At 61.5% G+C, this 13050-nt stretch carries 13 protein-coding genes; 5 read left to right on the plus strand and 8 right to left on the minus strand.

Going from position 1 to position 13050, the window contains the following annotated elements:
- Positions 1–5: 5 nt before the first annotated feature.
- The 3 genes from HX807_RS18475 to HX807_RS18485 form a co-directional block, all read right to left on the minus strand.
- Positions 6–974, minus strand: a complete 969-nt coding sequence (locus tag HX807_RS18475) for a 2-dehydro-3-deoxygalactonokinase (RefSeq protein ID WP_003213641.1) — start codon at positions 972–974, stop codon at positions 6–8.
- A gap of 102 nt (positions 975–1076) precedes the next feature.
- A complete protein-coding gene (locus HX807_RS18480) occupies positions 1077–1403 on the minus strand; it encodes a DOPA 4,5-dioxygenase family protein (RefSeq protein ID WP_003213639.1) in 327 nt (108 codons plus the stop codon).
- Between the two features lie 31 nt (positions 1404–1434).
- The gene (locus HX807_RS18485) at positions 1435–2385 is read right to left on the minus strand and encodes a LysR family transcriptional regulator (RefSeq protein ID WP_008439576.1); all 951 of its coding nucleotides are present in this window, start codon (positions 2383–2385) and stop codon (positions 1435–1437) included.
- A 103-nt stretch (positions 2386–2488) separates the two neighbouring features.
- Here HX807_RS18485 and betC point away from each other — a divergent pair, with 103 nt between their 5' ends.
- The 3 genes from betC to HX807_RS18500 all read left to right on the plus strand — a co-directional run bounded on the left by betC (position 2489) and on the right by HX807_RS18500 (position 6674).
- The gene (gene betC / locus HX807_RS18490; RefSeq protein WP_008439571.1) at positions 2489–4003 is read left to right on the plus strand and encodes a choline-sulfatase; all 1515 of its coding nucleotides are present in this window, start codon (positions 2489–2491) and stop codon (positions 4001–4003) included.
- Positions 4004–4019: 16 nt separating this feature from the next.
- Positions 4020–4940 (plus strand): choline ABC transporter substrate-binding protein, encoded by a 921-nt coding sequence (gene choX / locus HX807_RS18495; RefSeq protein WP_102604433.1) that lies wholly within the window; start codon positions 4020–4022, stop codon positions 4938–4940.
- Positions 4941–5105: 165 nt separating this feature from the next.
- The gene (locus tag HX807_RS18500; protein ID WP_003213628.1) at positions 5106–6674 is read left to right on the plus strand and encodes a SulP family inorganic anion transporter; all 1569 of its coding nucleotides are present in this window, start codon (positions 5106–5108) and stop codon (positions 6672–6674) included.
- Positions 6675–6788: 114 nt separating this feature from the next.
- Here HX807_RS18500 and aroE read toward each other — a convergent pair whose 3' ends face one another.
- Positions 6789–7607, minus strand: coding sequence for a shikimate dehydrogenase (gene aroE / locus HX807_RS18505; protein WP_003213626.1), 819 nt, complete (start codon positions 7605–7607; stop codon positions 6789–6791).
- Positions 7607–8536, minus strand: coding sequence for an oxygen-dependent coproporphyrinogen oxidase (gene hemF / locus HX807_RS18510; protein WP_003213625.1), 930 nt, complete (start codon positions 8534–8536; stop codon positions 7607–7609). Before hemF ends, aroE begins: the two co-directional genes overlap by 1 nt.
- A 158-nt stretch (positions 8537–8694) precedes the next feature.
- Between hemF and HX807_RS18515 the strand changes: the two genes are divergently transcribed.
- Entirely contained in the window at positions 8695–9672 is a 978-nt protein-coding gene (locus tag HX807_RS18515; protein WP_177050663.1) for an NADPH:quinone reductase, read from the plus strand.
- A 145-nt stretch (positions 9673–9817) separates the two neighbouring features.
- On the opposite strand, the gene HX807_RS18520 is transcribed toward HX807_RS18515, so the two are convergent.
- The 3 genes from HX807_RS18520 to HX807_RS18530 all read right to left on the minus strand — a co-directional run bounded on the left by HX807_RS18520 (position 9818) and on the right by HX807_RS18530 (position 12376).
- Positions 9818–10375, minus strand: coding sequence for an L-threonylcarbamoyladenylate synthase (locus HX807_RS18520; RefSeq protein ID WP_003213622.1), 558 nt, complete (start codon positions 10373–10375; stop codon positions 9818–9820).
- Positions 10376–10429: 54 nt separating this feature from the next.
- Complete coding sequence (dprA, locus tag HX807_RS18525; RefSeq protein ID WP_177050671.1) at positions 10430–11524, minus strand: DNA-processing protein DprA; 1095 nt, start codon at positions 11522–11524, stop codon at positions 10430–10432.
- A gap of 63 nt (positions 11525–11587) precedes the next feature.
- A complete protein-coding gene (locus HX807_RS18530; protein ID WP_177050674.1) occupies positions 11588–12376 on the minus strand; it encodes a peptidoglycan-binding protein in 789 nt (262 codons plus the stop codon).
- A gap of 150 nt (positions 12377–12526) precedes the next feature.
- On the opposite strand from HX807_RS18530, the gene def reads away from it, so the two are divergent.
- Complete coding sequence (gene def / locus HX807_RS18535) at positions 12527–13033, plus strand: peptide deformylase (protein ID WP_003213617.1); 507 nt, start codon at positions 12527–12529, stop codon at positions 13031–13033.
- The last annotated feature ends 17 nt before the right edge of the window (positions 13034–13050 follow it).

Genomic DNA, 13050 nt, shown 5'->3' on the forward strand with positions numbered 1-13050 from the left:
TCTCGTCAGGTTGCAGGCAGCAGCCCCGCCGCCATGGCCAGCTGCCAAAGGCCACGCTCGGTAGCCTCCTGCGCCAGGGTCACGTGGGGGAAGCCACAGAGTTGGAGTGCACGCTGGTAGCGGGTGCAGAGTTGGGGTGTGCCGACCAGGACGATGTCGCGCTGCTGGCTGGGCTTGCGAGTGCGCAGGCCGGTCAGTTCGTGGCCGATCAACAGCCCGGACAGATAGTCCGGTTGCTCGTCAGGCGCCAGCTCGCCGGTCAATCCCAGGGAACGTGCGCTGAACAAGTTCGACAACAGGCCCGTTTGGCCGTCTGCCGACAGCGCAACCTGAACACCGCGATCAAAAGCGGCCACCTGGAACTGTTCGGAAGGGCGCTGGGTGCGCCCCAGAATGCTGTGCTGACTGAGCACGGCGAACAACTCGCCGGTCATGAAAGTATCGAAGTGAGTGATGCAGCCTTCCACCACCTCCACCCACTTGGAATGGCTGCCCGGCAGGCCGATCAATACGTCGCGCCCGGTATGGGCAGACAGGCTTTGCAGCACGCCGAGCACCTGGGTTTCTTCACCGCGCATCACATTGGGCAACGCGCCGCGTTGAATCACGCCGGGCACGATGTGCACCGCTGCGCCCCGCAGGCTGCGCACCACATGCAGCGCCTGGCCGAGGGTAGAGACGTCGGCCGGGGTGTCGCGGTAAGCCGCTTCGCTCCAGCCCTGGGCGCTGCCGACCATGCCGCAGGCGATAACGGGAAGGTCGGGCTGGGTGTCGAGCCAGTCACCGCAGGCTGCGTCGAATGCCAGCTCGAACCCGTTGCTGCAGCGAACACCGGCTATTTCCCGGGCTTCAGTGGGCAGGTGCATGATCCCCGACGCCAAGGTGCGCCGTTCGATCACGACGCCTGCCGGGCCGAGCTTGTAAGCACGAAGGGAACTGGTTCCCCAATCGAGCGCGATCAATTGCGCCTGCATCGCTTCACCTGAGTGTTCTGAGCGGATGAGGCGAATATAAACCCAAGACCGGCAAAGTCTCAATATATAAATATCAGTCCCATATATAGGGAAATTGAAGGCTTAAAATATTGACAGATCCAGCGTGCGCATCGCCCCCATCCAGATCGCGTGTTCGGTGTGGTCCTTGAGGTCATCACCGGTGGTCGGGTGCAGGAACACCACCAGGCCGTTGCGGTTGAGGGCCAGCCAAGGCAGCACGACGCCGATGTATTCAGGTTCGAATGCCAGCTGGCAGCTCCAGTCCGGGTGCGGGCCCACCGGGCGTTCATGCACGCGGCCCATGCGCAGCGGAAACAATTGCGCGGCGTCTTCGCAGAGTTTGCGCGCCTGGTCGATGGTGTTGGCGTCGAAATAGATATGGGCGTGGTAGCCCTTGATACGTTGCATGACAGGCTCCGGGCTCATTGATCGGCAAATCCTAGACCGCAATGGACGGCAGGGCCAGACCGGTCAGCGATTGTGCGCTGCTGGCCTGTTCGGTCATCAGCCAGTCGACGAAACGCTCGATCAACTGGCTGCGGCGTTTGCGCTGGGGCAGCACCACGTAATAGCCGAAGCGCGAGATCACCGTGTCGCCAATCGGCCGGCACAGCCATTTTTGCTCCAGCAGGTTATCCACAAGGTGACGCCAGCCGATGGCCACGCCCTGGCCCGCGATCGCGGCCTGGATCAACAGCGTGTAATTGTCGAAACGCAGTTGGCCCGGGGTGGGCGCGGTGGTGATGCCCAGTTCGCGAAACACCCCGCTCCAGTCGAACCACTGGTTGTTGTTTTGCTGGCGCAGGTGCAGCAAGGGGAACTCCAGCAGGCTCTGCACCGATAGTGGCGCGACTCGGTCCTGGAGTAGCTGCGGGCTGCACACCGGGAACACTTCCTCGTTGAACAGCCACAGGCTGTCGCCCTGTTTGAAGCGTCCGTCACCGAACAGCACCGCTACGTCGATATCGCTGCGCAACGTGGCGTGGTTACGCTCGCTGGTGACCAGGCTCACGTCCACCTGCGGGTTGGCTTCATGGAAACGATGCAAGCGTGGCATCAGCCAATACGCGGCGAAGGCAAAGTCGGTCGCCACCTGCAGGACTTCATGCTGGTCCTGCTCGGCAATCGCGCTCAGGCCCTGGTTGATGCTCTGCAAACCGGCCTGTACCTGCTCGAATAACAAGGCGCCCGCGTCGGTCAGCTCGATGCCACGGTAGATGCGATCAAACAGGCGCACCTTCAGCTGTTCTTCCAGGCGCTTGATCTGCTGGCTGATGGCCGGCTGGGTGGTGCCCAACTCCATCGCCGCTGCCGTAAAGCTGCGTTGGCGCGCTGCGGATTCAAAGGCACGCAGCAGGTCGAGTGACAGGTGACCGAGGGATTCATACATAAGCTGGGCTTATCCTAGACATTGCTTCTCATGGGCTTTACCACGATTTCCATGGCCTGCATGCTCATTCGCATAAACATCGACTATGGAATGCCGCGAAACCATGAAGCGCAAGAACATTCTTTTTATCATGGCCGATCAAATGGCCGCGCCGATGCTTCCGTTCTACGGTCCTTCGCCTATCAAACTGCCAAACTTGAGTCGCCTCGCCGCTGAGGGCGTGGTGTTCGACGCCGCTTACTGCAACAGTCCGCTGTGTGCGCCATCGCGCTTTACCCTGGTGAGCGGCCAGTTGCCGAGCAAGATCGGCGCCTACGACAACGCAGCCGATTTCCCCGCCGACGTGCCGACCTATGCCCACTACCTGCGTCGCCTTGGCTACCGCACAGCGCTGTCGGGCAAGATGCATTTTTGCGGCCCCGACCAGCTCCACGGCTATGAAGAACGCCTGACCAGTGACATCTACCCGGCCGACTATGGCTGGGCCGTGAACTGGGATGAGCCGGACGTGCGCCCCTCCTGGTACCACAACATGGCGTCGGTGCTGCAGGCCGGGCCGTGCGTGCGCACCAACCAGCTGGATTTCGACGAAGAGGTGGTGTTCAAGGCCCAGCAGTACCTGTTCGACCATATCCGCGAGGACGGCGACCAGCCGTTCTGCCTGACCGTGTCGATGACTCACCCACACGACCCTTACACCATTCCCAAACCGTTCTGGGACCTGTACGACGACAACGACATCCCGCTGCCTGCAACACCGCCACAGGCTGACCTCGACCCTCACTCCCAGCGCCTGCTCAAGGTCTATGACCTGTGGGACAAGCCGCTGCCGCTGAACAAGATCCGCGATGCACGCCGCGCTTACTTCGGCGCGTGCAGCTACATTGACAGTAACGTCGGCAAGCTCCTGCAAACCCTGGAAGACACGGGCCTGGCCGACGACACCATCATCATCTTCTCCGGCGACCACGGCGACATGCTCGGCGAACGCGGGCTCTGGTACAAAATGCACTGGTTTGAAATGGCCGCCCGGGTGCCGCTGCTGATCAGCGCGCCGGGGCAGTTTGCCGCCGGCCGGGTGACCGCCGCCGTGTCCACCGCCGACCTGTTGCCTACCCTGGTGGAACTGGCCGGCGGCGAGCTGGACCCGAGGCTGGCGCTGGACGGTCGCTCGCTGGTGTCTCACCTGCAAGGGCAGGGCGGGCACGACGAAGTGTTCGGCGAGTACATGGCCGAGGGCACCATCAGCCCGCTGATGATGATCCGCCGTGGTGCCTACAAGTTCATCTACAGCGAGGACGATCCTTGCCTATTGTTCGATGTGCACAACGACCCGCACGAGCGGGAGGACCTCAGCCAGTCACCGGAACACCGGCCACTGTTCGAGGCGTTTTTGCATGAAGCGCGGGCCAAATGGGACATCCCGGCGATCCACCAGCAGGTGCTCGCCAGCCAACGCCGTCGCCGCCTGGTGTTCGAGGCGCTGACCCAGGGCAAGCTGAAGAGCTGGGACCACCAGCCACTGGTAGACGCCAGTCAGCAATACATGCGCAACCATATCGACCTCGACGATCTGGAGCGCAAGGCACGTTTTCCACAACCCTGCCAAAACCAATAAAACTGAGGGGAAGGTCATGCAAAAGTTATCCACCGTGTTGAGCGTTGCGCTGCTGGCATTGAGCAGTGCCGGCGTCTACGCGGATACTAGCTGCGACACCGTGAAGATGGCCGATCCGGGCTGGAGCGATATCGCCGCCACCAATGCCATTACCGGTTTCCTGTTGAACGGCATGGGCTACAAGGCCAAGGTCGACACCCTTGCGGTGCCGATCACCTTTGGCGGGCTCAAGGACGGCCAGGTGGATGTGTTCCTGGGTAACTGGATGCCGGCGCAGCAGGGCTTCTACGACAAGTTCGTGGCCAATGGCGATGTGGTGCAACTGGCGAAGAACCTCGACGGTACCGAATTCACCCTGGCCGTGCCGGACTATGTCTGGGACGCCGGGGTGCATGACTTTGCCGACCTGAACAAGTTTGCCGACAAGTTCGACAAGAAGATCTACGGCATCGGTTCGGGTGCGCCGGCGAATCTCTCGTTGCAGGAAATCATCAAGAAGAACGACTTCGACCTGGGCCAGTGGAAGCTGATCGAGTCCAGTGAACAGGCGATGCTGGCCGAAGTGTCCCGGGCGGTGAAGAAGCAGAAGTTCGTGACCTTCCTCGGCTGGACGCCGCACCCGATGAACGTGCAGTTGAAGATGCATTACCTCAAGGGTGGGGAGAAGTACTTTGGTGACACCGGCAGCGTGTATACGTTGACCCGCAAGGGCTATGCACAGGCGTGCCCGAATGTGGGGAAATTGCTGACCAACCTGAGTTTCACCCAGGAGATGGAGAACGCCATCATGGCTGAGGTGGTGAACAAGAAGGTCAGTAATGCGGACGCGGCGAAGGCGTGGATCAAGGCGAACCCGGCGGTGCTGGACAAGTGGCTGGACGGGGTTAAAACCGTGGACGGCCAGGATGCACTGGCCGCTGTAAAAGCCAAACTCTGATGCACTGATCGTTCCCACGCTCTGCGTGGGAACGCATCCGGTGACGCTGCGCGTCACGACTCAAGAGCGGACGCAGAGCGTCCAAGACGGCATTCCCACGCAGAGCGTGGGAACGATCATCATGAGCCTGATACTCTGATTCAAACCTCTTCAACCGAGTTTCCAATGCCCTGGCCCAACCGCCATACACTCTTTCCCTTCCTCAGCTGGCTCCCGCGCCAAACCCGCGCCAGCGTCGGAAGGGACGCGGTCGTCGGCCTGAGCGGTGCAGTCCTGGCATTACCCCAGTCCATTGCCTACGCGCTGATCGCCGGTCTCCCACCGGAGTATGGCCTGTACGCCGCGATCATCCCGGTATTGATCGCCTGCTTGTGGGGCTCTTCCTGGCACCTGATCTGCGGCCCCACGGCAGCCATCTCTATCGTGCTCTACGCCAGCGTCAGCCCGTTGGCAGTGCCCGGCTCCCAGGACTACATCACACTCATCCTGTTGCTGACATTCCTGGCCGGCGTCTTCCAATGGCTGTTGGGCATGCTGCGCTTCGGCGCCCTGGTGAATTTCGTCTCGCATTCAGTGGTGCTCGGCTTCACCCTCGGCGCTGCGGTGGTGATCGCCCTGGGCCAACTGCCCAACCTGCTGGGGCTGGACCTGCCCAGCCAGGCCACGGCGATCAACAGTCTGCTGGCGCTGATCAACCATGCCGGGGAGTGGAATCGTCCTTCACTGGTGCTCGGGCTCGGCACCTTGCTGGTGGGGGTGCTGCTGAAACTCTGGGTACCGCGCTGGCCAACCCTGTTGATCGCGCTGGCCCTGGGCAGCCTCATCCCGTGGCTGTGGCCGACGATGTTCGGGGAGGTGGCGCGGGTCAGTTCATTTGTCGGCAAGCTGCCACCGTTCAGCCCGCTGCCGATGGACCTGGACATGGTCCTGCGCCTGCTGCCGAGTGCCGTGGCGGTGGGCATGCTGGGGCTGGTGACCAGCCTGTCGATTGCGCGCTCACTGTCGGCCCGCTCCCAACAATTGCTCGATGCAAATCAGGAAGTGCGCGCCCAGGGTTTATCCAACATTGTCGGCGGATTTTTCTCGGGGTACTTGTCGGCAGGTTCCTTCACACGGTCGGGCCTGAGTTATGAGGCAGGCGCCTGTTCGCCGCTGGCGGGGGTGTTTTCCGCATTGTGGGTGGCGTTGTTCGCGCTGTTCGGTGCGGCATTGATCGCGCATATTCCGATCCCGAGCATGGCCGCCAGCATCCTGCTGATTTGCTGGGGGTTGGTCGACCATCGCGGTATTCGGGCGCTGTTCCGGGTCAGCCGCGCAGAGTTCGTGGTGATGAGCCTGACTTGCATCGCCACGCTGTTGCTGGAGTTGCAAACGGCCATTTACGCCGGGGTGCTGGCGTCGCTGTTTTTCTACCTCAAGCGCACCTCACAGCCGCGGGTCCAGCAATGGCGTGACGGAGAGGACGATGTGCTGCGGGTCGGCGGGTCGATCTTTTTCGGCGCCAGCCATTACCTGCAGGTGCGGCTGCAAAGCCTGCACGGCCAGCGGGTGGTGATCGAGGCGCAGCAGATCAACTTCATCGACTATTCCGGGGTGGAGATGCTGCACCAGGAAGCGCGCCGATTGAATGGAGTGGGGCGCAGCCTGGCGTTGCGCAAGGCCCGGCCGCAGGTGGTGGAAGAGCTGAAGAAACTGGAAGGGGCCGACCAATGCCCCATCCATTTCGAAGACTGAATGCGGTTGAAACTGTGGGAGCGGGCTTGCTCGCGAATGCGGTGTGACAGTCGCCGTATGTATCGACTGATCCACCGCATTCGCGAGCAAGCCCGCTCCCACATTTGGATTGCGTCAGGCCAGTTGGCTACGCAATTCAGCCAGCACCGGCGCGGAGTCCGGTCGAACGCCGCGCCACAGGAAGAACGCTTCCGCGGCCTGTTCCACCAGCATCCCCAGGCCATCCATTGCCACCGCCGCGCCCTGCTCACCGGCCCAGCGGCAGAAAGCCGTAGGCTCTTTGCCGTACATCATGTCGTAGCAAAAAGTCTTTCCGGGTTCGATCAGGCTGCCGGCAATCGGCGGTACATCGCCTGACAGGCTGGCGGACGTGGCATTGATGATCAGATCCACCGGTTCACGCAGCCAGTCGAAACCGCTGGCGGACACCGGGCCGAGATCGTCGAACAGCTCGGCGAGCAATTCGGCTTTTTCCACGGTGCGATTGGCAATGATCAGCGAAGCCGGCTGCTCAGCCAGCAATGGCTCCAACGCGCCGCGCACCGCACCACCGGCGCCCAGCAGCAGGATGCGTTTGCCTTGCAGGCTGAACCCGGCATTCACCGTCAAATCCCGCACCAGGCCGGCGCCGTCGGTGTTGTCTCCCAACAGGCTGCCATCGCCGAGCTTGCTCAGGGTATTCACCGCGCCGGCCCGTTGGGCGCGTTCGGTCAGGGTATTGGCCAGGCGATAGGCCTCTTCCTTGAACGGTACGGTGACGTTGGCGCCACGGCCTTGTGCGAAAAATGCTTTTGCACAGCCGGTGAAATCCTCCAACGGCGCGAGCAAGGTGCTGTAGTCCAGTTGCTCGCCGGTCTGTTCGGCGAACAGACGGTGAATCAGCGGCGACTTGCTGTGGCCGATGGGGTTGCCGAAGACGACATAACGATCCATCAGACCGCCGCCTTGGGCAGCACACCCAGCCAGTCGCGGTCTTGCAGGAAGTAGTCGGTTAGGCGCGCTTCTTCGCTGTCGGGGGCGGCTTTCCAGTCATAGCTCCAGCGCACTTGGGGTGGCAGCGACATCAGGATCGACTCGGTACGCCCGCCCGATTGCAGGCCAAACAAAGTGCCACGGTCGTAGACCAGGTTGAATTCGACGTAGCGGCCACGGCGGAATTCCTGGAATTCGCGCTGCTGCTCGGTATAGGCCATGGCCTTGCGGCGCTGGACGATCGGCAGGTAGGCGTCGATGTAGGCGTCGCCGATGGCGCGCATGAAGGCGAAGCTGGTGTCGAAGTCCCACTCGTTCAAATCATCGAAGAACAAACCGCCGATGCCACGCGGTTCGTTGCGGTGCTTGATGTGGAAGTAGGTGTCGCACCAGGCCTTGTAGCGTGAATAAACGTCCGGGCCAAACGGCGCGCAGGCCTGTTCGGCGACGCGGTGCCAGTGGATGCAGTCTTCTTCGTTGCCGTAGTAGGGCGTCAGGTCGAAGCCGCCGCCAAACCACCACACCGGCTCTTCGCCTTCTTTTTCAGCGATGAAAAAACGCACATTGGCGTGGGAAGTCGGCACATGCGGGTTGTGCGGGTGGATCACCAGCGACACGCCGAGGGCCTCAAAACCGCGACCGGCCAATTCCGGGCGATGGGCACTGGCGGACGGTGGGAGGCCGCTGCCAAACACGTGGGAAAAGTTAACGCCGCCTTTCTCGATTACCGAACCGTTTTCGATCACACGGGTGCGACCGCCGCCGCCGGCAGGCCGGGTCCAGGCGTCTTCGATGAAGCGAGTGTCCGTCTCGAAGGTTTCCAGGGCGCTGCAAATGCGGTCTTGCAGGTCAAGCAGGTAGGCTTTGACAGCCTCGGTGCGGGTAGTCATGACATCACCTTGAATCGGGCAACGCTACACGAGGCCATTGGGCATCGGCGGCAAATGGGCGCACAGGATACCACTGCACCCACTGCTGCCACAGTTGACGAAGATCAAGCTTAGGAGTCCGATAGGGGGCTACGCGAAATGACTTAAGGAGAGTGCAGATGGCCAAACGTATCCAGTTCCGTGCCCATGGCGGCCCCGAAGTGCTTGAGTATGTGGACTACACCCCGGCAGAACCCGGCCCGCAGCAGGTTCGCGTGCAGAACAAGGCCATTGGCCTGAACTTCATCGACACCTATTTCCGCAGCGGCCTGTATGCACCACCGGCCTTGCCGTCGGGCCTGGGCGCTGAAGGCGCTGGCGTGGTTGAAGCAGTAGGCAGTGAAGTCACTCAATTCAAGGTAGGTGATCGCGTGGCCTACGGCAGCGGCCCACTGGGTGCCTACAGCGAATTGCATGTACTGCCGGCCGCCAACCTGGTGCACCTGCCGGACGACATCAGCTTCGAACAGGCCGCCGGCGCGATGCTCAAGGGCCTGACGGTGCAGTACCTGTTGCGCCAGACCTATGAGTTGAAGGGCGACGAAACCATTCTGTTCCACGCCGCTGCCGGTGGCGTCGGCTCCCTGGCTTGCCAATGGGCCAAGGCCTTGGGCGTGAAGCTGATCGGTACCGTGAGTTCGCCGGAAAAAGCGGCGCTGGCCAAATCCCTCGGCGCCTGGGAAACCATCGACTACAGCAAGGAAAATGTCGCACAACGCGTGCTGGAACTGACTGACGGCAAGAAGTGCCCAGTGGTGTACGACGGCGTAGGCAAGGACACCTGGCTCACCTCCTTGGATAGCGTTGCGCCACGCGGTTTGGTGGTGAGTTTTGGTAATGCTTCGGGGGCGGTGGATGGGGTTAACCTGGGGATTCTGGCGGCCAAGGGCTCGCTGTATGTGACCCGGCCGACATTGGCGACCTATGCCAACAACCCGGAAAACCTGCAGGCGATGGCGGATGATCTGTTTTCGATGATCATCAGCGGGAAGCTGCAGATTGATATTAACCAACGGTTTTCGTTGGGGGATGCGGCGAAGGCTCAGGCAGAGTTGTCGGCGCGGCGCACGACTGGGTCGACCATTCTGCTGCCATAGGGCGTTGGATTTTCAGCGGCTTTGAGGGCCTCTTCGCGAGCAAGTCGAATCGTCGCACCGCCGCTCCCACATTTGTCCGCGTTCCAAAAGTTGGACTCGGTCAAATGTGGGAGCGGGCTTGCTCGCGAAAGCAGGCGGCTCGGTCTCAGGAAGGCCGCACAACCTCACCCGTCGCCAGATCCCGAATCAGACTCGGGTTCTTGCGCCCCCCCAGATTCCCGCCCAACACCAGATCCACCTGCCCGCGGAAGTACTGCTCCACACGAATCCGCGTGCGCGCCGCCGGGCGGCCCTGCGGGTTGGCCGAGGTGGAAATCAGTGGCCCGACCAGCGAGCACAGATCCCGCACTTGCGGATGATCAGTCACCCGCAACGCCACCGTGTCATGCACCCCGGTAATCCACTCGGGCAGCAAGTCCTGATGGGGCACCAGCCACGTATTCGGGCCAGGCCAGGTACTGGCCATGCGGTCCATCCACTCATCGGGAAAGTCTTCGAAGAGAAAATCGAACTGACGGATATTGTCGGCAATCAGGATCAGCCCCTTATCCACAGACCGGCCCTTGATCGCCAGCAACCGATCCACCGCTTCTTCGTTCCAAGGGTCACAGCCCAGGCCCCAGACCGCCTCGGTTGGATAGGCAATCACTGCGCCTGCGCGAATTTCTCGTGCGGCTTCTCGCACACGCCACCTGTTGACCATTACTCACTCTCCGGACTAAAGCTCTGCGCAGTTTACCGATCTTCGTTACAAAACCTAGCTGCGCGCAAGCCAGCGCCCGCTTTCGCAGATCACTCGGCCTTCCAGTTCCAGCTCCGTCAGGCTGGCCAGCACCTCGGACAAGGCCCTGCCACTGGCAATCGCCAGGGCTTCACTGGTGTGGGGCGCCGCGTGCAACAGCGCCACCAGCGGATGATTGACCGCAATCGGCGCCGGGCGGGAGAGGGCCTGCCAGCCACGCAGGTTTTCAAGAATGTGCTCGATGGTTTCCACCAGCACCGCGCCATCGCGGATCAGTTGATGGCAGCCTTTGGCCCCGGGGTGATGGATGGAGCCGGGGATGGCGTATACCTCGCGCCCTTGCTCCGCCGCCAGCCGCGCGGTGATCAGCGAACCGCTGGCCATGCTGGCCTCCACCACCAGTACCCCAAGCGACAGGCCACTGATAATACGGTTGCGGCGCGGGAAGTTGCCGGCCTGGGGCGCGGCGTCCAACGGAAACTCGGAAACCACGGCGCTGCCTTGGGCAATCATCGCCTCGGCCAAGCGTCGATGGCGCTGTGGATAAAAATTTTCGAGCCCGGTGCCCAGCACGCCGATTGTATGTCCACCAACATCCAAAGCCGCCTGGTGAGCAGCACCGTCGATACCCAGGGCAAGGCCACTGGTGATGACAAAACCGGCACTCGCCAGGCTGCGGGAAAACGCGGCGGCGGTATCCATTCCTGGCCTGGAGGCGCGACGGCTGCCGACCATCGCCAGCTGCGGTTTCTCCAGAATCGCCGGGTTGCCAGCGACGAATAATAGCGGGGGTGCATCATCCAATTCTGCAAGCAATGCCGGGTAGTCGGGTTGGTCCCACATCAGCAAATGCTGGGCCGGACGCTCCAACCAGGCCAATGCCGCACTGGCACCATCACGTACTTCCTCGCAACGCCGGGCATCGGCGCTGGCCACCTTGAGCCCCAGGGAGCGCCAGGCACTGGCCGGTGCGCTGATGGCTTTTGACGCAGAACCAAAGGCCTCGATAAGTTTTTTAAAGCCCTTGGGACCCAGTTCCGGCAGCCTGTGCAAGCGTAGTCGGGCTTCCAGTTCTGCCGGGGAAATTTCACGGTCATTCGTCGGTAACATTTGATCGTCCTTGATCGGAACAAGCTGTGGATAACTCTGTTGGTAACTTATTTAGCAACCTAATTATTGTCTTCGTTCAGGCGCCTCAAAACGGTCCATTACCGCCGGCGAACGCGACGCGCTGAGCACCAGGCCGTAGCTGAGCTTTTCGTAGGTGCGGAACACCAATAGCGTCCCGGCCGGCTCGTCGGGCATCTTCACCGGAGCACCGGTCACTCGGTCCCGAACGGTTTCCCCGGTTTTCACCACGGCCAGCAAATGGCCTTCCATCAGGCCGTCACGACGGCCCTTGTTCAGCGTCACCGCGTCCAGCACGCCGATCTGCGTCACGCCCCGTGGCACGTCGATGATGTGCCCGGCAGTGGCGCGAGCAGGCATCTGAATCACCAGGCTAGCCAGGTCGGTGGGCGCTTGCTGGCTGAGCAATCGGTCGCCGGGCCGCACTTCCTGGGTGACGCGCTGCACACCCAACGTGCTGACATCGCCCGCCGTCACAAAACGTGCGGTGCCAATGTCGTCGACGTTGATACCCAGCAATTCCTGGCTTTGCGGGTCGGTATAGGCCTTGCCGCGACGGAAGATCCCGTAGCTTTCGGCGGTAGGGTCCAGGGCACCTCGCGCATAAATACGCTCGCCATCGGCGCCCAATACTCGTCCGGCATCTGCTGCAACAATATAGGGAGCGTGCTCCAGTTCCTGGGGGGTATCGAGAATGCGGTTGTGCAGTAAAAAGCGCTGGATGGCCTGCTGCGTATGAAGCGGCAACGGTTGGCCGGCCTGTGGATAGCTCTCGGGAACCTGGGCAATAACGGCCTGGGCCCACAGCAGCAAGACGAGTAGCGATTTCCTCATGGGGTGAATCTCCTTTATTATGTGCATTCGCGTGAAACGCCTTGGCCTTCGCGGCTTTCGGACGTTTTCCCACGGCACTTATCCCGGCACATCAAGGGTCCATCCCCGGCGCCGACTTGCCTTTACCTCACATGTGCAGCAATTACGCTTATGGCTATTTTGAACATCCTCGAATTTCCGGACTCACGCCTGCGCACCATCGCCAAGCCAGTGGCCGTAGTGGACGCCAAGGTTCGTCAGTTGGTCGATGACATGTTTGAAACAATGTATGAAGCCCCGGGTATCGGCCTCGCCGCGACCCAGGTCGACGTGCATCAGCGCGTCGTGGTCATGGACCTGTCCGAAGACCGCAGCGAGCCCCTGGTGTTTATCAACCCTGAGTTCGAAACCCTGACCGACGAGATGGGCCAGTACCAGGAAGGCTGCCTGTCGGTGCCCGACTTCTACGAGAACGTCGACCGTCCCCAGCGCGTCAAGATCAAGGCCCTGGACCGTGACGGCAAGCCGTTCGAGATGATTGCCGAAGGCCTGCTGGCGGTGTGCATCCAACACGAGTGCGACCACCTCAACGGCAAGCTGTTTGTCGATTACCTGTCCACGCTTAAACGCGACCGGATCAAGAAGAAGCTGGAAAAGAAGCATCGCCAGCAAGCTTGATTCCCTTCTTTCAAAGG

It is taken from the genome of Pseudomonas sp. D8002, assembly GCF_013385695.1.
In the GTDB taxonomy this organism is placed as follows: domain Bacteria; phylum Pseudomonadota; class Gammaproteobacteria; order Pseudomonadales; family Pseudomonadaceae; genus Aquipseudomonas.